Below are 19558 nucleotides of genomic sequence, written 5' to 3' on the forward strand. Positions count from 1 at the left end.
AGATGTATTCTCTGTCCTACCGGCGCGCTTCCAGCGTCGAAGAAGCAAGGCGGCTCTTCAAGGAGGCCTCCGACGCCGCCTATCTGGCCGGCGGCCACACCCTCCTGCCGGCGATGAAGCAGCGGCTCGCCGCCCATGACGTGCTCGTCGACCTTGGCGCCATCGCCGACATGAAGGGCATCGGCGTCTCCGGCGATGGGCTGACGATCGGCGGCGGCGTGACCCACGCCGAGGTCGCCGGCTCCCAGGAGGTGAAGGGCGCCATCCCCTCGCTGGCGGCGCTCGCCGGCTCCATCGGCGATGCCCAGGTGCGCCATCGCGGCACGCTCGGCGGCTCCATCGCCAACAACGATCCGGCGGCCGACTATCCCGCCGCGGCGCTGGCGCTGGCCGCCACCATCCGCACCGACGGCCGCGAGATCGCGGCGGACGATTTCTTCACCGCGCTTTACGAGACGGCTCTGGAGGAAGGCGAGATCGTCACCGGCGTCAGCTTCCGCATTCCCGAGACGGCGGGCTACGCCAAGTTCCGCAACCCGGCCTCGCGCTATCCGATGGCGGGCGTCTTCGTCGCCAGGCACAAGGACGGCACCGTGCGTGTCGCCGTCACCGGCGCCGGCAATGAGGGCGTCTTTCGCTGGAGCGAGGCGGAACAGGCGCTGTCGGGCAATTTCGCCGCCGAGGCGCTAGCCGGCCTCTCCGTCGATCCCGACATGATGATGGGCGACATCCACGGCTCGCCGGAATACCGGGCGAACCTCGTCGCCGTCATGGCAAGGCGTGCCCTCGGCAGCCTCGGCTCGGCCGAAGCCATCATCTGACGCCCTCATCAGAGGCGGAGAAGAGACATTGGCCGCGGCCCCCGGGTCGCGGCCGCCCGGGCTTGGCCGTTGTTGTCGGGCTCAGTTGCACACACGCTGACGCTGCAGCACGACGGCGCCGATGCGCGGATCGTAGACCTCGACATTGCGATCGCGGCAGGTCGGCTCGAGCGTCGTCGCCCGGCGGATCGGGTTGTTGTAGTAATAGGCGCTGGGATCGCGAACGATCAGCTCCAGCTTCTGGTCCGGCCCGTCCCAGCGGGAGCGGTCACCCGCTTCGGCGGGAGCGAAGCTGGTGGCGATAACGGCGCTTGCGATAGCGGCCAATGCGTAGCGGCTCATGGGGATCCTCCCTGACGATGCTTGTCTCCACTTCCGGGCCGGTGGCTCGGGCCCTTGTGGAATGGTTCTTTTCTAGAACGCCCGTCGCCGGTTCGATGTGCGTCATGTCACAAGGAGGCCGAGTTGCGCGCGAGCGATGCTGGGCCGTTGACTGGCACGGGCCGCGCAACTATAGCATGCCGCCAACGACGCGGCCCATTCGGCCGCGCTTTCCGTTGCGTGGCGGCTTGCTCCACGCCACGGTCGACGAGATCATCGAACTGAACGGACGGTAACGAGCATGGCCAATACCCCATCGGCCAAGAAGGCGGCGCGCAAGATCGAGCAGCGCACGGCGATCAACAAGGCGCGGCGCTCGCGCATCCGCAGCTTCCTGCGGCAGGTGGAGGAAGCCATCGCTTCCGGCGACCAGAGCGCGGCCCAGAACGCGCTGAAGGTGGCCCAGCCGGAGCTGATGCGCGGCGCTTCCAAGGGCGTGATGCACAAGAACACCGCTTCTCGGAAGATTTCCCGCCTGGCGCAGCGCGTCAAGGCGCTCGCCTGAGTTTACCGCCTTGCGGCGGGCGATGCGCCCGCCCGCCGGCGCGGCCTTGCCGCAGCCGGCCATGCTTCTCGCGCGAGCGACGATAATCCTCTGACGTTTCGGCGGCGATAGCGGCGCGCTCTCCTTCGGGCGAGGCGCGGCGATGCTTGTCGTCTACCGGTTGTCGCTTTTCCTCGTTGCGAGCATTCCTCCATCCCCCTCCGGTCCTGCCCGCCGCGCTTTGTCGCGAAGGAATTGCGCGCATGGCTGACACTCGTTTTCGAGGGGGGCGGTCGGCCCCGCGGCGGGACGGCTTTGGCTTCCTGCGAGCGGAGACATTCATGCGCGCTTTGCCCGGTATCCACATCCCGCAAAAAGACATTCTCAATCGCCGGCCAAGCGCCACGAAAAGGCGGCTGCGGTGAGTCTGATTGGCTTTTGCTGTCAGGAAATTTGTCGCGTTAACAACTTGTTAGGAACAAGACGGAAGCCGGGACCCGGATTCTTCCGGACCGAAGGGCGTCAAGCTACCTGGCGCCAAAATCCTTTTTCGGCGTTTCGCGATGACGCAACGAAAGGCGCACAAATTGCCCAAGTTCTTGCGACTCCAAAGGCTTGTCGGGGCCCTTTCGCGCGATGCCCCTGCAAGGCCGCTTCCGATCGTTTTGTCTTCGTTCTCAGCGCAGGAAATTGGGCGGTTGCCCGCCCCGCCGAGCTATGGTTTCTAGGTCGGACGACGGGGCGACCCGAAGCCTCAGAAAAACGCGAAACCGGCCAACGCCAGGAATCCCTCCTGGCGGCGGGATTTCTGTGTCTCAGGCCGGCTGAGCCGGATCGAACTGTCGTGTCGGGGCCTCTCGGCCTCGTTTGTCGAGAATGGGCTGGGGTTTCTTAGTCTGGCGTATTGGGGCGGGCGAACGTGTCGTTCGCGCGAACGGAGAGGTTTGTGTGCGCGCAGGAGGCTATCAGGGCGATGTCGAGCCGCGAGAGGCTTGGGAGGCTCTCTCGCAGGGCGAGGCCGTCATGGTGGACGTGCGCACGCGGGCCGAATGGACCTTCGTCGGCCTGCCCGATGTTCCAGGGCCGGAGGAGCAATTGTTCCTGGCGGAATGGCAGGGCTTTCCCTCGGGCGCACCTGACCCCGGCTTCGCGGAGAAACTTGCACGGGCCCTGTCGGAGGCTGGGATCAAGGAGGGCACACCGATCTATTTCATCTGCCGCTCGGGCGCGCGCAGCGCTTCCGCGGCGGCGGCGATGACGGCAGCGGGGTTTTCGCCCTGCTTCAATGTTGCTGGCGGCTTTGAAGGCGATCGCGATGACAAAGGCCAGCGCGGCCATCTGAACGGATGGAAAGCCACCGGGTTGCCGTGGTCGCAATCTTAGGTTGTATTACTGGTGCGCGTCGATTCCCTCGGCGCGCCCTGGCACCGCAAGGAGGTGTGGCGGATGTCTGCAGAGGCGGCAAAGATCATGAAGGAGCAGATCGTGGCGGACGGCGATGCGGGAGAAGGCGATTTCCAGGAAGGTTGGACGCGCGTGAAGAAGCGGCTGAAGGTCGAGCTGGGCGACGACGTCTTCTCCTCCTGGTTTAGCCGCATCGACTGCGAGGGCGTTGTCGCCGGCGTCGTCACCCTGTCCGCCCCCACTCAGTTTCTGAAAAGCTGGATCAAGAGCCACTACAACGATCGGCTCGTCGCCCTTTGGAAAGAGGAAATCGGCGAGGTGCGCCGGGTCGAGGTTGTCCGCCGCAGCGCCCTGAAGATGCCGGCGCAGGTCAAGCTGGTAAGCGCCGAGGCGGCTCCTCCCCTCGCGCCGGTCCAGACCGAGCCTGCGGAGGATTGCTCCGCCGGTTCCCCGCTCGATCCGCGCCTGACCTTCGCCAGCTTCTGCGAGGGCGCCTCCAATGACGTCGCCTACCGCGCCGCGCGAGCCGTCGCCGCCGCGCCGGAAGGCTCCACGCCGCTCTATAATCCGCTCTACATCCATGCCGGCGTCGGCATCGGCAAGACGCATCTCTTGCAGGCCATCGCCCATGAATCACGCCAGATCAATCGCCAGCGCCGGGTCGTCTATCTGACCGCGGAGCGCTTCACCTCGCAGTTCGTCACCTCGCTGCGCGACCGCACCGCGCTCGACTTCAAGGAGATGCTGCGCTCCACCGACATCCTCCTCGTCGACGACATGCAGTTCCTGACCGGGCGCTCCACGCAGCAGGAATTCTGTCACATGCTGAACGCGCTGCTCGATTCCTCCCGGCAGGTCGTCGTCGCCTCCGATCGCGCCCCGGGCGAGCTTGAAGGTCTTGAGGAGCGGGTGCGCTCGCGCCTCAAGGGCGGCGTCGTCGTCGGCATGGGCCGCCCCGACGTTCAGATGCGGCGCAAGATCCTGGAGATGCGCTATGGCGCGGCGCGCGAGCGCGACCCGCGGCTCCTCATCCCGGAGGTGGTGCTGGACTACGTGGCGCAGATGGTGGTGAGCAACGGGCGCGACCTCGACGGCGCACTCAACCGGCTGGTCTGCCGCGCCCAGTTCTCCGACCATCCTGTCACCGTGGAAGCCTGCGAGCTTGCCATCGCCGACCTCATCGGCGACCGCGAGCCCAAGCGCATCCGCATCGAGGACATCCAGAAGGTCGTCGCCCGGCACTACAATGTCAGCCGGCAGGATTTGGTCTCGGCGAGGCGCACCCGCACGGTGGTGAAGCCGCGACAGATCGCCATGTATCTCGCCAAGACCATGACGCCCCGCTCCTTCCCGGAGATCGGCAAGCGATTCGGCGGCAGGGACCACACCACGGTCCTGCACGCGGTGCGCAAGATCGAGGGCATGGTCGGAGCCGATCAGAAGCTTTCCGACGAGATCGAGCTTCTGAGACGCCTCCTGCAGGACTGAATCGCGCAGGTTGGGGAGCGGCCGGCCGATAGGCGCCGGCCGCTCTTGTCTTTTGCCCTCAGGCACGCCAATTTGACCGCCCGCCGCCCTGGCGCCGGTCCTTGCCGGGCGGCGCTATTCCCCGCTGAAGCGTCTGGAATGCCGCTATGAAAGTTGCGATCGAGAGGGCTGCCTTCCTGAAAGCCCTCGCCCCCGTGCACCGCGTCGTGGAACGGCGCAACACCATCCCGATTCTGTCGAACGTGTTGCTGCGCGCGGGCGACGACGGCATGACGCTGAAGGCGACCGACCTCGACCTCGAAGTCTCCAACCGCGTGCCGGCCATGACCGAGCAGGCGGGCGCGGCGACCGTGCCCGCCCATATGCTCTACGACATCGTGCGCAAGGCGCCGGAAGGGGCGGAGATCGTCCTTTCCACCGGCGAGGGCGGCACCATGAAGCTGATGGCCGGGCGGGCGCGCTTTGAGCTGCAGATGCTGCCCGACAGCGACTTTCCCGATCTCGATCCGGGCAGCCTGCCGATCTCCTTCAAGCTCGGCGCGGGCGAGCTGCGCCGTCTCATCGAGCGCACCCAGTTCGCCATCTCCACGGAGGAGACGCGCTACTATCTGAACGGCATCTATTTCCACGTCTCCGGAGATGGCGAGGAGCAGCTGCGCGCCGTCGCCACCGACGGGCACCGCCTCGCCAAGGCGGAGATGACCGCGCCCAAAGGCAGCGCCGAGATGCCGGGCATCATCGTGCCGCGCAAGACCATCGGCGAGATGCAGCGCCTTCTGGAGGACGGCGAGACGGAAGTGACCGTCGAGCTCTCCGACACCAAGATCCGGGTGACGGCCGGCTCCATCGTCCTCACCTCCAAATTGATCGACGGCACCTTTCCCGACTACGAGCGGGTCATCCCTTCCGGCAACGACAAGGAGATGACCGTCGCCAAGGAGAACTTCAAGAACGCCGTCGACCGCGTCTCCACCATCGCCTCCGATCGCGGCCGGGCGGTCAAGCTGTCCTTGGCCGATGGGCGGCTGGTGCTGACCGTCAACAATCCCGATTCCGGCAGCGCCACGGATGAGATCGACGTCGAATATAGCGGCGAGCCGCTCGAGATCGGCTTCAACTCGCGTTATCTCCTCGACATCGCCGACCAGCTCACCACCGAGGAGGCGCGCTTCGAGCTCGCCGATCCCGGCTCGCCGACGCTGATCCGCGACAAGGATGGCGGCGAGGCGCTCTATGTGCTGATGCCGATGCGCGTCTGATGCTATGGGAGCCGAAACCGGGCTCCCGAGGCCGCCGGCCGAGATCGCCCTTACCCAATTACGGCTGACCGATTTTCGCAACTACGCCGCCGCCCGGCTCGATCTGGCGCCGGGGCTCGTCGTGCTCACCGGGCCGAACGGCTCCGGCAAGACCAACCTTCTGGAAGCCGTCTCCCTTCTCTCCCCCGGCCGCGGCCTCAGACGCGCGCGGCTCGCCTCGCTCTGCCGCGTCGGCGGGGCCGGCTGCTGGGCGGTCGCCGCCGAGATAGCCCGGAACGGCGAGACGACGCGGCTCGGCACCGGAATGAGGCCCGGCGGGCCGGAAACGAGCCGCGAGGTGCGCATTGCCGGCGTCGATGCCCAAAGCTCCGAAGCGCTTTTGGAATATTGCCGCATTCTCTGGCTGACGCCCTCCATGGACGGGCTCTTCACCGGCGCGCCGGGCGAGCGCCGTCGCTTTCTCGACAGGCTGACGCTTGCCATCGATCCCGGCCATGGCGGCCGCGTGCGCGCCTTCGACAGGCTTCTGACGAGCCGCAACAGGCTGCTCGACGAAGATGCCGCCCCGCGCTGGCTTTCGGCGGTCGAGACGGAGCTGTCGGCCGCCGCGCTCGCCGTTTCGCTCGCCCGCCAGGAGACCGTGGCGCTGCTTGCCGGCCTATTCGCCAGCCACGGTGAGGGGCCGTTCCCCGTGCCTGGCCTCGCGCTCGCCGGGGAGTTCGAGGCTGAGATCGTCGCCGGCCGCACTGCCACGCAGGCCGAGGAGGCCTATCGCCATAGGCTCCAGGCGGATCGCGGGCGCGACCGGGCGGCGAAGCGCACGCTGAACGGGCCGCACCGTTCCGACCTGGATGTCACCTTCGCGGCCAAGGCGATGCCGGCGGCGCTCTCTTCCACCGGCGAGCAGAAGGCCTTGCTGCTTGCCGTCATCCTCGCGGAGGCCGAGCTTGTCGCGCGCGTTGCCGGCATGCGCCCGATCCTGCTTCTCGACGAGGTCGCCGCGCATCTGGACGCCGACCGGCGGGCCGCGCTTCTGGTACGGCTTGCCGAGCTTGGCTGCCAGAGTTTGCTGACGGGAACCGACGCGGCGCTCTTCGCTGCCGCATCCGGCACGGCGCAGTTTTTCTCGGTCTCCGAGGGCGAAGTCGCAAGTATCTGAGATTATGAGATAAATCTTTCCCCACCGCAGCGGCGAGCGGCCTTCATTTGCGCCGCCACAATCCCCATTTATAAGGGGTTACGCATATCCAACAGCGATTCGACATTCTTCATGACGGACACTTCCGGAACCCCGCCCATGCGCAATCCTTCCGATTACGGCGCCGGCTCCATCAAGGTGCTGAAGGGCCTCGACGCGGTGCGCAAGCGGCCGGGCATGTATATCGGCGACACCGACGACGGCTCGGGCCTGCACCACACGGTCTACGAGGTCGTCGACAACGCCATCGACGAGGCGCTCGCCGGCTATGCCTCGGAGGTCTCCGTCACGCTCAACACCGACGGCTCCGTCACCGTGAAGGATAACGGGCGGGGCATTCCGACCGATCTTCACCCCGAGGAAGGGGTATCGGCCGCCGAAGTGATCATGACGCAGCTGCATGCCGGCGGCAAATTCGACCAGAATTCCTACAAGGTCTCCGGCGGCCTGCACGGTGTCGGCGTGTCCGTCGTCAACGCCCTGTCGTCCTGGCTGCAGCTGACCATCTGGCGCGACGGCAAGATCCACGCCATGCGCTTTTGCGACGGCGTCGCGGAGGCCCCGCTCGCCGTCACCGGCGATGCGGGCGCAGAGACCGGCACGGAGGTCAGCTTCCTGCCCTCCACCGCCACCTTCTCCATGACGGAATTCGACTACGATACGCTGGAGCATCGCCTGCGCGAGCTCGCTTTCTTGAATTCCGGCGTCAGAATCCGCCTCACCGATAGGCGCCATGCCGATATCCGCGAAGAGGTCATGGAGTATGAGGGCGGGCTGATTGAGTTCGTCCGCTATGTCGACCGGGCCAAGAAGCCGCTGATGCCGGACCCCATTTCCGTGCATCACGAGCGCGACGGCATCACCGTGGAGGCGGCCTTGTGGTGGAACGATTCCTACCACGAGACGGTGCTCGCCTTCACCAACAACATCCCGCAGCGCGACGGCGGCACGCATCTCGCCGGCTTCCGTGGGGCGCTGACCCGGCAGGTTTCGGGCTATGCGGAGAATTCCGGCATCGCCAAGCGCGAGAAGGTCTCGCTGACGGGCGAGGATTGCCGCGAGGGCCTCTCCTGCATCCTCTCCGTCAAGGTGCCGGACCCCAAATTCTCCTCCCAGACCAAGGACAAGCTCGTTTCCTCCGAGGTTCGCCCGGTGGTGGAATCGGTGCTCAACGAGGCGCTCGCCACCTGGTTCGAGGAGCATCCGGCGGAAGCCAAGATCATCGTCTCCAAGGTGGCTGAGGCGGCCGCCGCCCGCGAGGCGGCGCGCAAGGCGCGCGAGCTGACGCGCCGCAAGGGCGCTCTCGACATCTCCTCCCTGCCCGGCAAGCTGAAGGATTGCTCAGAGCGCGACCCGGCCAAGTCCGAGCTCTTCATCGTGGAGGGCGATTCGGCCGGTGGCTCGGCGCAGATGGGCCGCGACCGGGGCTATCAGGCCGTGCTGCCGCTCAGGGGCAAGATCCTCAACGTGGAGCGGGCGCGCTTCGACAAGATGCTCTCCTCCGACCAGATCGGCACCTTGATCACCGCGCTCGGCACCGGCATCGGCTCTGAGGAGTTCAATCCCGACAAATTGCGCTACCACACCATCGTCATCATGACGGATGCCGATGTCGACGGCGCCCATATCCGCACCCTCCTTCTCACCTTCTTCTACCGGCAGATGCGCGAGCTCATCGAGCGCGGCCATCTCTTCATCGCCCAGCCGCCGCTCTACAAGGTCACGCGAAGCCGTTCCGAGCAGTATCTGAAGGACGAGCGGGCGCTGGAGGACTACCTCATCCGCGGCGGCCTGGAAGAGACGGTGCTGACGCTGGAAAGCGGCGAGGAGCGCGCCGGGCAGGATCTGCGGGCCATCATCGACGAGGCGCGGCTGTTGCGCGGCGCCCTGGAACGGCTGCATTCGCGCTACAACCGCGCCGTGGTCGAGCAGGCGGCGCTCGCCGGGGCGCTGAATGCGGAGAGGATGGCGGTGCCGGCGGAGGCTGCGCGCATCGCCGCCGCCGCGGCGGAGCGCCTCGACCGTATGGCCGACGAGACGGAAAAGGGCTGGCAGGGCGAGGTGCGCGAAGGCGGGCTGTTGTTCCAGCGCACCTTGCGCGGCGTCACCGAGGTCGTGCGGCTCGATTCCGGCCTCATCGGCTCGGCCGACGCCAAGGCGATCGACCAGCATGCCGCGCCGCTCGCCCCCGTCTTCGACAAGCCCTCGCGCCTCAGGCGCAAGGAAGCGGAAAGCCTCGTCTTCGGGCCGATCCAGCTCCTGGAGGGCGTCTTCGCGGCCGGGCGCAAGGGCATCTCGCTGCAGCGTTACAAGGGCCTCGGCGAGATGAACCCCGACCAGCTCTGGGAGACGACGCTCGATCCGGAGAGCCGCTCGCTGCTGCAGGTCTCGGTGAAGGACGCCGACGCGGCGGAGATCATCTTCTCCGGCCTGATGGGCGACGACGTGGAGCCGCGTCGCGAATTCATCCAGACCAACGCGCTCAACGTCGCCAATCTCGACGTCTGACGTCAGCGCTTCTGCGCCTGGTGCCGGCCGCGTCGCGGCCTGTCCCGCCACACATCCTCATGACATCGCCGTAAAGCCCGGCCTTTTCAAAAGCTCGCGCCACGGCGCCAGGTGAGAGGCAGGCCTACTCGCCCTCCGCCTCGTAAGTGACGAGCAAATCCTTGGCGTCGACGGCATCGCCCGGCTTGACGAAGATCTCAGCGATCGTTCCGTCGTGATCGGCGTGGATGGCCGTCTCCATCTTCATCGCCTCGATGGACACGAGCACGTCGCCCGCCGTGACCTTCTCGCCCGCCTTCACCGTCACCTGCGAGATGACGCCGGGCATCGGCGCGCCGACATGGTTGGCGTTGCCCGCCTCCGCCTTCGGCTTTCTCGCCGCGTCGGCCGCGCCATGCAGCCGATCCGGCACGCGCACCGCCCGCGGCTGGCCGTTGAGCTCGAAGAAGACGCGCACCTGGCCTTCCTCGTCCGCCTCGCCAACGACGAGGCAGCGCACCACCAGCGTCTTGCCGCGCTCCAATTCGATGAGCGCCTCCTCGCCGGCCTGAAGCCCATAGAAATAGACCGGCGTCGGCAACACCTCGGTCGGCCCGTAAGTCTCCTGCGCGGCGGCGAAATCGGTGAACACCTTCGGATACATCAGATAGGAGGCGAGCTCGCGGTCCGCGATCTCCACGCCCGTCGCCTCGGCCGCCTTGGCCCGCTCCGCCTCAAGATCGGCCGCCGCCATCAGCGATCCCGGCCTGACGGTGATCGGTTCCTCGTTCTTCAGAACCTTCTTCTGGATCGCCTCCGGCCAGCCGCCGGGCGACTGGCCGAGCTCGCCGCGCATCATCTGCACGACCGATTCGGGAAAGGAGATCTCGCGCTTCTCATCCAGCACGTCCTCCACCGAAAGATCCTGGCTTACCATCATCAGCGCCATATCGCCGACGACCTTGGAGGAGGGCGTCACCTTGACGATGTCGCCGAACATCAGATTGACGTCGTGATAGGCACGCGCCACTGCGTGCCAGCGCGATTCAAGGCCGAGCGCGCGCGCCTGCTCCTTCAGGTTGGTGAACTGGCCGCCCGGCATCTCGTGAAGATAAACCTCCGAGGCCGGCGCTTTGAGGTCGCTCTCGAAGGCCGAATATTGGTGGCGCACCGCCTCCCAGTAGAAGGCGAGCCGGCGGATGGCCTCGCGCGACAGGCCGGTGGCCCGCTCGCCGGAGGCAAGCGCCTCCACGATGGAGCCGAGCGCCGGCTGCGAGGTGAGGCCGGCGACCGAATCCATGGCCGCATCGACGATATCGACGCCGGCCTCCACCGCCGCCAGCACCGAGGCGGCGGAAATGCCGGAGGTGTCGTGGGTGTGGTAGTGCAGCGGCAGGTCGGTCGTCTCGCGCAGCGCCGTGAACAGCGTCTTCGCCGCGCCGGGACGCAGCACGCCGGCCATGTCCTTGATGGCGATCATCTGCGCTCCGGCCGCCTCCAGCTGCCGGGCGAGATCGACATAGTATTTCAGGTCGTATTTGGCGCGCGCCGCATCGTTGATGTCGCCGGTATAGCAGATCGCCGCCTCGCAGATCTTGCCCGATTCCAGCACCGCATCCATGGCGACGCGCATATTCTCCACCCAGTTGAGGCAGTCGAAGACGCGGAAGACATCGATGCCGGCCTCGGCCGCCTGGCGCACGAAGAAGCGCACCACATTGTCGGGATAGTTGGTGTAGCCGACGCCGTTGGAGCCGCGCAGCAGCATCTGCAGAAGGATGTCCGGCGCCCCGGCGCGGATCTTGGCGAGCCGCTCCCAGGGATCCTCGGTCAAAAAGCGCATGGCGACGTCGAAGGTCGCCCCGCCCCAGCATTCCAGCGAGAAAAGCTCCGGCATGCCCGCCTGATAGGCCGGGGCGATGCCGGCGATGTCGTGGGTGCGCATGCGCGTCGCCAGCAGCGACTGGTGCCCGTCGCGCATCGTCGTGTCGGTGAGAAGCACCTTGTCTTGCGCGCGCACCCAGCGGCAGAGGCCCTCCGCGCCCTCCCTGTCGAGCCGCGCCTTGGTGCCGAGAAAGCCTTCGGGCAACTCTCGCGCCGCAAAGGTCGGCGGCACCGGCGGCGCCACACCTTCCGGCGGGCGCGGGCGACTGCGCGTCTCCGGATGGCCGTTCACCGTCACGTCGGCGATATAGGTGAGAAGCTTGGTGCCGCGGTCGCGCCGCTTCATCGTGTCGAAGAGCTCTTTCGTGTCGTCGATGAAGCGCGTCGTGTAGGAGGCGTCCCGGAAGGCCGGGTGGGAGACGATGTTCTCCAGGAAGGTGAGGTTGGTGGCGACGCCGCGGATGCGGAATTCGCGCAGCGCCCTGTCCATGCGCCGCATCGCCTCTTCCGGGGTCGGCGCCCAGGCGGTCACCTTCTCAAGCAGCGGATCGTAATAGCGCGTGATGACGGCGCCGGAATAAGCGGTGCCGCCGTCGAGCCGGATGCCGAAGCCGGTGGCGCCGCGATAGGCGGTGATGCGCCCGTAATCGGGGATGAAATTCTCTTCCGGGTCCTCGGTGGTGATGCGGCATTGCAGGGCATGGCCGTTGAGGAAGATCTTCGCCTGCTCCGGCACACCGGAGGCCGGCTCGCCGATCTTCTCGCCCTCGATCGCCTTGATCTGCGCCTTGACGATATCGATGCCGGTCACTTCCTCCGTGACCGTATGCTCCACCTGGATGCGCGGATTGACCTCGATGAAGTAGAATTCGCCGGTATCGGCGTTCTGCAGGAATTCCACCGTGCCGGCGCAGACATAATCGGCCGCCTTGGCGATCGCCAGCGCATAGCCGCACAGCTCCTCGCGCTTTTCCGCGCCGAGATAGGGGGCCGGGGCGCGCTCCACGACCTTCTGGTGGCGGCGCTGCACGGTGCAGTCGCGCTCGAACAGATGCACATGGTTGCCGTGCCGGTCGCCGAGGATCTGCACCTCGACATGGCGCGCCCGCTCCACCAGCTTTTCCAGATAGACCTCGTCCTTGCCGAAGGCGGCCTTGGCCTCGCGCTTGGCCTGGCGCACCATGCCCAAAAGCGCCTCCTCCTCGGCGATGACGCGCATGCCGCGCCCGCCGCCGCCCCAGGAGGCCTTCAGCATCACCGGATAGCCGATCTTGGCCGCGACCTCCTTCCAGCTCGCCTCGTCCTCGCCGAGCGGCTCGCTCGCCGGCATCACCGGCACGCCGGCCTCCACGGCGAGGTTGCGTGCCGTCACCTTGTTGCCGAGCCGGCGCATGGTCCGCGGCGAAGGGCCGATGAAGATGATGCCGGCCTCTTCACAGGCCTCGGCGAATTCGGGACTCTCGGAGAGGAAGCCATAACCCGGATGGATGGCGTCGACGCCCGAATGCTTGGCGACACGAAGGATCTCGTCGATGGAGAGGTAGGATTCGATCGGCCCCATCTGCTCGGGCAGATGCGATCCGGAGCCGATCAAATAGGCTTCATCCGCCTTGAAGCGATGCAGCGCGAGCTTGTCTTCCTCGGCATAGACCGCGACGGTCCTGAGCCCCAGTTCGTTGGCGGCACGGAAGACGCGAATGGCGATTTCGGAACGATTGGCGACAAGAAGCTTGGAGACTTTTCGCAACGGACGAACTCGTTAAATGGAATACGGCAGGAAGCGTTGTTTAACGGCCGGCTGGAGGCGACGCAAACGAAGAGGCCCCCGGATTACCGGAGGCCTCGCAATCAAGAGCGGCTTTGTCCGATCAATAGCCCGCGGGGCATTCGGCGGTGTAGCGGCGTCCGTTGCGGTCGCGGTAGTAGCAATAGCCCGGACGGCTGGCGACCGTGCCGATGATGGCGCCGGAGGCCGCGCCGATGGCGCCGCCGACGACGGCACCGCCGACCGAATTGGTAGCCACGCCGCCGATCACCGCGCCGGCGAGACCGCCGACCCCAGCGCCCGTCGCCGCATTCTGCTCCGTCTGGGTGCAAGCGGTGATGCCGAGGGCGGCAATGCCGGCAATGGCAATGGTTCTGATCTTCATTCTGTCTTCTCCCGTCTCCGATCGTGCGGAGATCTCATCAATAGCGCGACGGCCTCACCCCTCAAGAACCCGTCTGTAGCAGGCGGGTTCCATATGCGACAACCAGGGCCAAGCGGATGGTTAAGTCGAAACGCGGTGACGAGCGGTCCGCTCCTTATTAATCGACGGTCTTCAGGATGGCGAGAGGCGCCGCGCCAAGAAGCGTCGGCAAGTCGACGGCCCCGCCCTCAGAATACCGTCCGTCGGCAAGGATGTGACGCCAATCTCCCGGAACTTCGGGCAGCCGGAGCATGGTTTCCGCCAGCGCATCGTCCCGAAAAAACAGCGCATCGTCCCCCTCCAGAAGCTTCAGCGGCAGGCGGGGAACCGCTGCGGCGATGGTAACGCCCTCATGACAGCGCGCGAAGGCGAGGACATGCTGCGCTTGTGGCCCTTCCACGGCGATCGGCTCGTAGCTGCCGTGCAAGAAGAGGTCGGCGTGCTCCCCCCTCAGCGCCAGGAGGCGCCGCATCAGCCAAAGCTTCGCCAGCCCCTCCCGCCAGCGCGGCAGCGTCTCGGTAAAATCCATGGCCGCCGCTTCGCCGAAAAGCCGCTCGCGGGCGGAAAAATCGACGGGGCGGCGATTGTCCGGGTCGACGAAGGAAAGGTCCCACAGCTCCGTGCCCTGATAGATGTCGGGAACGCCAGGCGCCGTCAGTTTGAGGGTGAGCTGGGCCAGGGAATTGACCGCTCCGGCGGCAAAGAGCGGGCGGCAGACGACGAGAAAGTCGGCGAGATAATCCTCGCGCGCCAGGGCGCCTTCAACGAAACCGGTCACGGCCGCCTCGTAGGGCGCGTTCGGCGCCGTCCAGCTGGTGCGCTCCTTGGCCTCGCGTACCGCTTTCAGCATGAAGCCGGCAAGCCGCTCGCCGAAAGCCGCGCGCGCGCTCGCCGCGCCCCTTTCAAGGCCGAACTCCCAGCCCCCGAGGAGTGCCTGATGGAAGAGCCAGATCATATTCGGCTCCGGCGCCGGCCCGTCCTCCAGTTCGGTGACGAGAGGCGCCAGCATCTCGTTCCAGCGGGTCACGGCCTCGGCCCATTCGCCCGCCATCTCCGAGACGGCGGCGATGCGCGCGCGCGCATCCTCGCCGCGCTTGGTGTCGTGCGTCGCCGTCGCCGAAAGGCCGGCCGGCTGGCTGCTGAGGCGGGCCTGCATCGCCGCGTGGAATTCTTCCGGCCCGGCCGCCTCCACCTCGCCGCCGACCTCGTTGAGGGCCACCAGCCGGTTGAAGCGGTAGAACACCGTATCCTCCAGCGCCTTGGCCATCATCGGCCCGGTCGTCTGCTGAAAGCGGCGAGCGAAATAGAGCGCCTTGGCCGCAAGCTCCGGATCGGAGATGTCCAGAAGCAGGATGGCGGCAAGAAAATCGACCACCGCCGGGTCTTCCACGAAGGGCGAGGCCTTGGCCTCCTCCGCGGCCTTCAGGACCAGCGCGCGATCCTGCTTGGAAGCGCCGGCAAGGTCGACATAAGCGCGATAGACGGGGAAGGCGGCGGCGATGGCGACGATGGCGCGCCTCAGCGAATCGGGCCCGAAATCGCGGGTTCCCGGATCGCCCTCGGCGATATCGCGCGCGCTCGCGGTCAGAAAGGCGAGCTCGCCGGCGAGGTTGTAGGTCAAAAGCCGCCGCTTGGCGCCGGCAAGAATGGTGACGAAGTCGCGCTCCTCGCCGGTCTGCGCCCGCCAGGCGGCGTCCAGCGCCTCAAGACCGTCCGGCGCGACCTGCATGGCGGTGACGGCACGGGCGAATTCGTACCCGGTCGTCCCGGCGCAGCGCCAGCCCTCAGGCAGGCGCTCGTCGGGCCCCAGAATCTTCTCCACCACCACGTAATCGGCTGCCGGTATAGCCTCGCCGAGGCGCGCGAGATAGGCCTTCGGATCCGCCAGCCCGTCGATATGGTCGATGCGCAGCCCGGCGATCTCTCCGGCCTCGGCCAGTTCGCGCGTCAGCGCATGCGTCGCCTCGAAGACCGAGGGCCGATCGACATTTACCCCAACGAGGTCGGCGATCTCGAAGAAGCGGCGATAGGTGAGCGTCTCGCGCGCCATGCGCCAATGGCAGAGCCGCCAGTTCTGCGCCTCGTGTAATTCGTGCAGCGCGTCGTGGTCGCCAGCGAGTTCGGCGGCGGCCGCTTCGATACGCCGGCGCGCTTCCGGCTCGCTCGCGAGCTCGGCGAGTCGCTTCTTGAGGTCGGCCGCGCCGTCGGCGCCCGTCGTGGCGAAGGCGAGCGACAATTCCTGGAAGGGCGGCGCCTCGATGGCGCCGAGGATGCGCGCATAGCTTGGCGGCGCGATCGGCAGGCCGAGCTCGTAATAGGTAATGCGAAAGCCGCCCTCTTCGGCATGAAAGGCAAGGTCCAGCTCGCCCGCCGTGAGCGCCTCTCCGTAAGGCTCGCCCAGCACCGGCACGAGCAGCTTGGGCGCCGACCAGTCGATGTCGAAGGCGCTCGCATAGGGGCTTTCCTCGCCCCATTCCAGAACGTCCGCCCAATAGGGATTGGCCGTGGAGGCGCCCATATGGTTCGGCACGATGTCGAGGAGGATGCCGATCCCCTCCGCTTGCAGCGCCGCCGCCAGCTTCGAAAAGCCGTCCCGCCCGCCGAGGGCCGGCTCGATCTGGGAAAAATCCGCCACGTCGTAGCCATGCGTGGAGCCCGGCACGGCGATGAAGACGGGCGAGGCGTAAAGATGCGTGACGCCGAGCCGCTTCAGATAGGGCGCGAGCTTGGCGGCGCGCGCAAAATCCATCTCGCCGCGGAACTGCAACCGGTAGGTGGCGCCTGGCGTGCCCTGCGGCGGCCCGTCGGGACTTTGTGCCTCAGCCATGCGCCGCCTCGATGAAGACGGCGACGGACATCGGCGCGATTTTCCCGTCGCGCAGTTGCGCGCCGACGCCGGGACCGGAAAGGTAGAGAGGCGCGGCCGGCGAAAAGCCGTTCGTCGCCGCCGGCGCCGCTCCGAGATTGGCGAGCATGGTCAAGACAGCGCCATCGCCCATGCGCCAGGCGACGCGAAAGGCGGCACCGGAGAGGCGTTCCGCCTCGCCGTTCATCGCCCGCATGCCGGCAAGGCGCGGGACGATCTCCCTCCCCCGGATCGCCAGAAGCTCCTTGACGAAGGCGCGTTCGGCTCGCCCCTCCGGGCTCGCCGCCCGCTCCCAGTCAAGCCGCGAACGCTCGAAGGTCTGAGGATCGTTGGGGTCGGCGATGGCTTGCCGGCTTTGCGGGTCGGAGAACCGCGCCCAGGCGGCAAATTCCCGCCGCCTTCCCTCGCGCACCGCGTCGGCGAGATCGCCGGAAAAGTCGGTGAAGAAGAGAAAGGGGGCCGTCTCGCCGTATTCCTCCCCCATGAAAAGAAGCGGGATTTGCGGCGACAACAGATGGATGGCCTGCAGGAGCCGCAGCATGCCGGCTTCGGCGAGAAGCGTCAGCCGCTCGCCGTCGGCGCGGTTGCCGGTCTGGTCGTGGTTTTGCAGGAAGGTGACGAAGGCGGCAGGCGGCTGGCCGGCACTGGCGACCCCGCGCGGCCCGTTCCAATGCTCGGAGACCTCGCCCTGATAGGCAAAGCCCTCGGCGAGGACGCGGATGAGATGGCCGAGCGGATCATCAGCATAGTCGCGGTAGTAGCCCTCGTGCTCGCCGGTCGCCAGGCAATGCGCGGCATGGTGGAAATCGTCGTTCCACTCGGCGGTGAAGAGCCGGATCTCTCCGGCCGCGTCGCGCGCGTGCAGCGCCACGATATTGCGGTCGTCCTCGCTCGTCAGATGGAGATGCCGGCCGGCAAAGGCGGCGCGCGCCCGCTCCGCGATTTCCGGCAACAGGCTCTCCGCGCCCGGCCCCTTGATCTCGTTGATGGCGTCGAAGCGCAGCCCGTCGAGCTGGTATTCGCCGAGCCAGTAGAGCGCGTTGTCGATGAAGAAGGCTCGTACCGCCGGATCGTCGTAATGGATGCCCGCGCCCCAAGGCGTGTGGCGTTCCGGATCGAAGAATTGCGGCGCGTACATATGCAGGTAGTTACCGTCCGGGCCGAAATGGTTGTAGACGACGTCCAGGAGCACCATCAGGCCGCGCGCATGCGCGGCGTCGACGAGCCGCTTCAGCCCCTCCGCCCCGCCATAGGCCGGATGCGGGGCGTAGAGCAGGACCCCGTCATAGCCCCAGCCGCGCGACCCGGCGAACTGCGCCACCGGCATCAACTCGATAGCGGTGATGCCCGTCGCCTTGAGTTCGTCGAGCCTTGCCTCCACTCCGGCGAAGGTACCTTCGGGGCTGAAGGTGCCGACATGCAATTCGTAAATGACCGCCTCCTCGAAGGGTCGGCCGCGCCAGTCGCCGCTTTGCCAGGCATAGGCCTTCGGATCGACGAGCCGGCTCGCCCCGTGCACGTCGCCCGCCTGCGCCCGCGCCGCCGGATCCGGCACGGCAAAGCCGTCGGCGAGCACGAAGGCGTAATCCTGGCCGGCCCGCGCCTCGGCCACGACGAGCTCGAACCAGCCCTCGCCGACCGGCGTCATCGCCCGCTCGCTCCCGCCGATGCGCAGGAGAAGCTCGCTCTGCGCCGGGGCCCAGAGGCGGAAGAGCGCGCCGCCATCGTCAAGAAGGCGCGCGCCCCATCGAATATCGGTGGCAAAGCGCTGGGTCACGGAAGCTCTTGGAGGTCTGCGGTTGCGGAGGCGGCCGTCGTCACCTCAACGCGGGCGGGCGCGGCGTGTTCCAGCGCTCGCGCGCCCCTTGTTCAGGCCGGCATCAGCCTTTCCACGAGGCTGGCCCAATAGCTGGCGCCGTAGGGGATGGCGCTGTCGTTGAAGTCGTAGGCCGGATGGTGCAGCCCGGCGCTGTCGCCGTTGCCGACGAAGATGAAAGCGCCCGGCCGCGCCTCCAGCATGAAGGAGAAGTCCTCGCCGCCCATCATCGGCGGATTGTCGGTGAGGACCGCCTTTTCGCCGACGACGGAGCGCGCCACCTCGATCGCCTTCTCCGTCTGCTCGGCATGGTTCACCGTCACCGGATAGTTGCGCTTGTAGGTGAAGCGGGCCGTGGCGCCGAAGGCCGCCCCGATCGCCGGAATCATCTCGCTCATGCGCCGCTCCACAAGGTCCCGGATCCCCGGCTCCAGCGTGCGCACAGTGCCCGTCAGCGTGGCCCGCTGCGGCGTGACGTTGAAGGCATCGCCGGCATGGAAGGTGGTGACGGAAACGACGGCGTTCTTCAGAGGGTCGACGTTGCGCGCCACGATCGACTGCAGGGCGCCGACGATCTCGGTGCCGACGAGGACCGGATCGACGCCCTGATGCGGCTTGGCGGCGTGCCCGCCCTTGCCCTCGATTTGGATGGAGAAATGGTCGGCCGCCGCCATCAGCGGCCCCGACCGGATGCCGAACTGGCCGACCGGCAGGCCCGGCATGTTGTGCATGCCGTAGACCTCCACGATGCCGAAGCGTTCCATCAGCCCGTCCTCGATCATGGCGCGCGCGCCCGCCCCGCCCTCCTCGGCCGGCTGGAAGATGAGCACGGCGCGGCCGGCAAAATTGCGCGTCTGAGCGAGGTAGCGCGCCGCGCCGAGGAGCATGGCCGTGTGCCCGTCATGGCCGCAGGCATGCATCCTGCCGGGCACCTCGGAGGCCCAGGGCTTGCCGGTCTCCTCCTGGATGGGCAGCGCATCCATATCGGCCCTGAGACCGATGACCGTTTCGCCCTCCTCCCGGCCCTTGACGACGCCGACGACGCCGGTGCGGCCGATGCCCTCCACCACCTCGTCGCAGCCGAATTCGCGCAGCTTCTCCGCCACGATCCCGGCGGTGCGCTCAAGGTCGTAGAGAAGCTCCGGATTGCGGTGCAAATCGCGCCGCCAATGGGCGATGTCGTCCGCATATTCGGCGAGGGAATTGATGATCGGCATGGGAACTCACTGTTCTGGAGCCATGCTAGTTTGCGTCGGCTGCGCCTGACAAGCCGATATGATG

13 protein-coding genes are annotated in these 19558 nt (G+C 67.0%); 7 read left to right on the forward strand and 6 right to left on the reverse strand.

What is annotated here, in order from left to right:
• The first annotated feature begins 2 nt into the window (after positions 1-2).
• Positions 3-821, forward strand: coding sequence for an FAD binding domain-containing protein (locus tag Q331_RS0115530; RefSeq protein WP_026381426.1), 819 nt, complete (start codon positions 3-5; stop codon positions 819-821).
• A gap of 81 nt (positions 822-902) precedes the next feature.
• Here Q331_RS0115530 and Q331_RS0115535 read toward each other — a convergent pair whose 3' ends face one another.
• Positions 903-1163 carry a hypothetical protein gene (locus Q331_RS0115535; protein WP_026381427.1) on the reverse strand — a complete coding sequence of 87 codons (261 nt, stop codon included), beginning with the start codon at positions 1161-1163 and terminating at the stop codon, positions 903-905.
• 280 nt (positions 1164-1443) lie between these two features.
• On the opposite strand from Q331_RS0115535, the gene rpsT reads away from it, so the two are divergent.
• The 6 genes from rpsT to gyrB all read left to right on the forward strand — a co-directional run bounded on the left by rpsT (position 1444) and on the right by gyrB (position 9543).
• Complete coding sequence (gene rpsT / locus Q331_RS0115540) at positions 1444-1707, forward strand: 30S ribosomal protein S20 (protein WP_026381428.1); 264 nt, start codon at positions 1444-1446, stop codon at positions 1705-1707.
• Positions 1708-2634: 927 nt separating this feature from the next.
• Positions 2635-3069: a rhodanese-like domain-containing protein gene (locus Q331_RS0115545; protein WP_026381429.1), complete on the forward strand. Its 435-nt coding sequence runs from the start codon at positions 2635-2637 to the stop codon at positions 3067-3069.
• A gap of 87 nt (positions 3070-3156) precedes the next feature.
• Positions 3157-4578 carry a chromosomal replication initiator protein DnaA gene (gene dnaA / locus Q331_RS0115550; RefSeq protein ID WP_051631241.1) on the forward strand — a complete coding sequence of 474 codons (1422 nt, stop codon included), beginning with the start codon at positions 3157-3159 and terminating at the stop codon, positions 4576-4578.
• 146 nt (positions 4579-4724) lie between these two features.
• Positions 4725-5837 (forward strand): DNA polymerase III subunit beta, encoded by a 1113-nt coding sequence (gene dnaN, locus Q331_RS0115555; RefSeq protein ID WP_026381431.1) that lies wholly within the window; start codon positions 4725-4727, stop codon positions 5835-5837.
• Positions 5838-5841: 4 nt separating this feature from the next.
• The gene (recF, locus tag Q331_RS0115560; protein WP_034492610.1) at positions 5842-6996 is read left to right on the forward strand and encodes a DNA replication/repair protein RecF; all 1155 of its coding nucleotides are present in this window, start codon (positions 5842-5844) and stop codon (positions 6994-6996) included.
• Between the two features lie 111 nt (positions 6997-7107).
• On the forward strand, positions 7108-9543 hold the full coding sequence (gyrB, locus tag Q331_RS0115565) for a DNA topoisomerase (ATP-hydrolyzing) subunit B (RefSeq protein WP_026381433.1): 2436 nt from the start codon (positions 7108-7110) through the stop codon (positions 9541-9543).
• Between the two features lie 124 nt (positions 9544-9667).
• On the opposite strand, the gene pyc is transcribed toward gyrB, so the two are convergent.
• The 5 genes from pyc to Q331_RS0115590 form a co-directional block, all read right to left on the reverse strand.
• On the reverse strand, positions 9668-13153 hold the full coding sequence (pyc, locus tag Q331_RS0115570; protein ID WP_026381434.1) for a pyruvate carboxylase: 3486 nt from the start codon (positions 13151-13153) through the stop codon (positions 9668-9670).
• Positions 13154-13274: 121 nt separating this feature from the next.
• Positions 13275-13556, reverse strand: a complete 282-nt coding sequence (locus Q331_RS0115575; protein WP_084175095.1) for a glycine zipper domain-containing protein — start codon at positions 13554-13556, stop codon at positions 13275-13277.
• 157 nt (positions 13557-13713) lie between these two features.
• Positions 13714-16422 (reverse strand): malto-oligosyltrehalose synthase, encoded by a 2709-nt coding sequence (gene treY / locus Q331_RS0115580; RefSeq protein WP_051631237.1) that lies wholly within the window; start codon positions 16420-16422, stop codon positions 13714-13716.
• Positions 16415-18238, reverse strand: coding sequence for a malto-oligosyltrehalose trehalohydrolase (treZ, locus tag Q331_RS0115585; RefSeq protein WP_026381437.1), 1824 nt, complete (start codon positions 18236-18238; stop codon positions 16415-16417). The genes treY and treZ overlap by 8 nt, the downstream gene beginning before the upstream one ends.
• A 92-nt stretch (positions 18239-18330) precedes the next feature.
• Positions 18331-19494 (reverse strand): M20 aminoacylase family protein, encoded by a 1164-nt coding sequence (locus Q331_RS0115590; protein ID WP_026381438.1) that lies wholly within the window; start codon positions 19492-19494, stop codon positions 18331-18333.
• Positions 19495-19558 lie beyond the last annotated feature (64 nt).

The sequence above is a fragment of the Afifella pfennigii DSM 17143 genome, assembly GCF_000688515.1.
Lineage (GTDB): Bacteria > Pseudomonadota > Alphaproteobacteria > Rhizobiales > Afifellaceae > Afifella > Afifella pfennigii.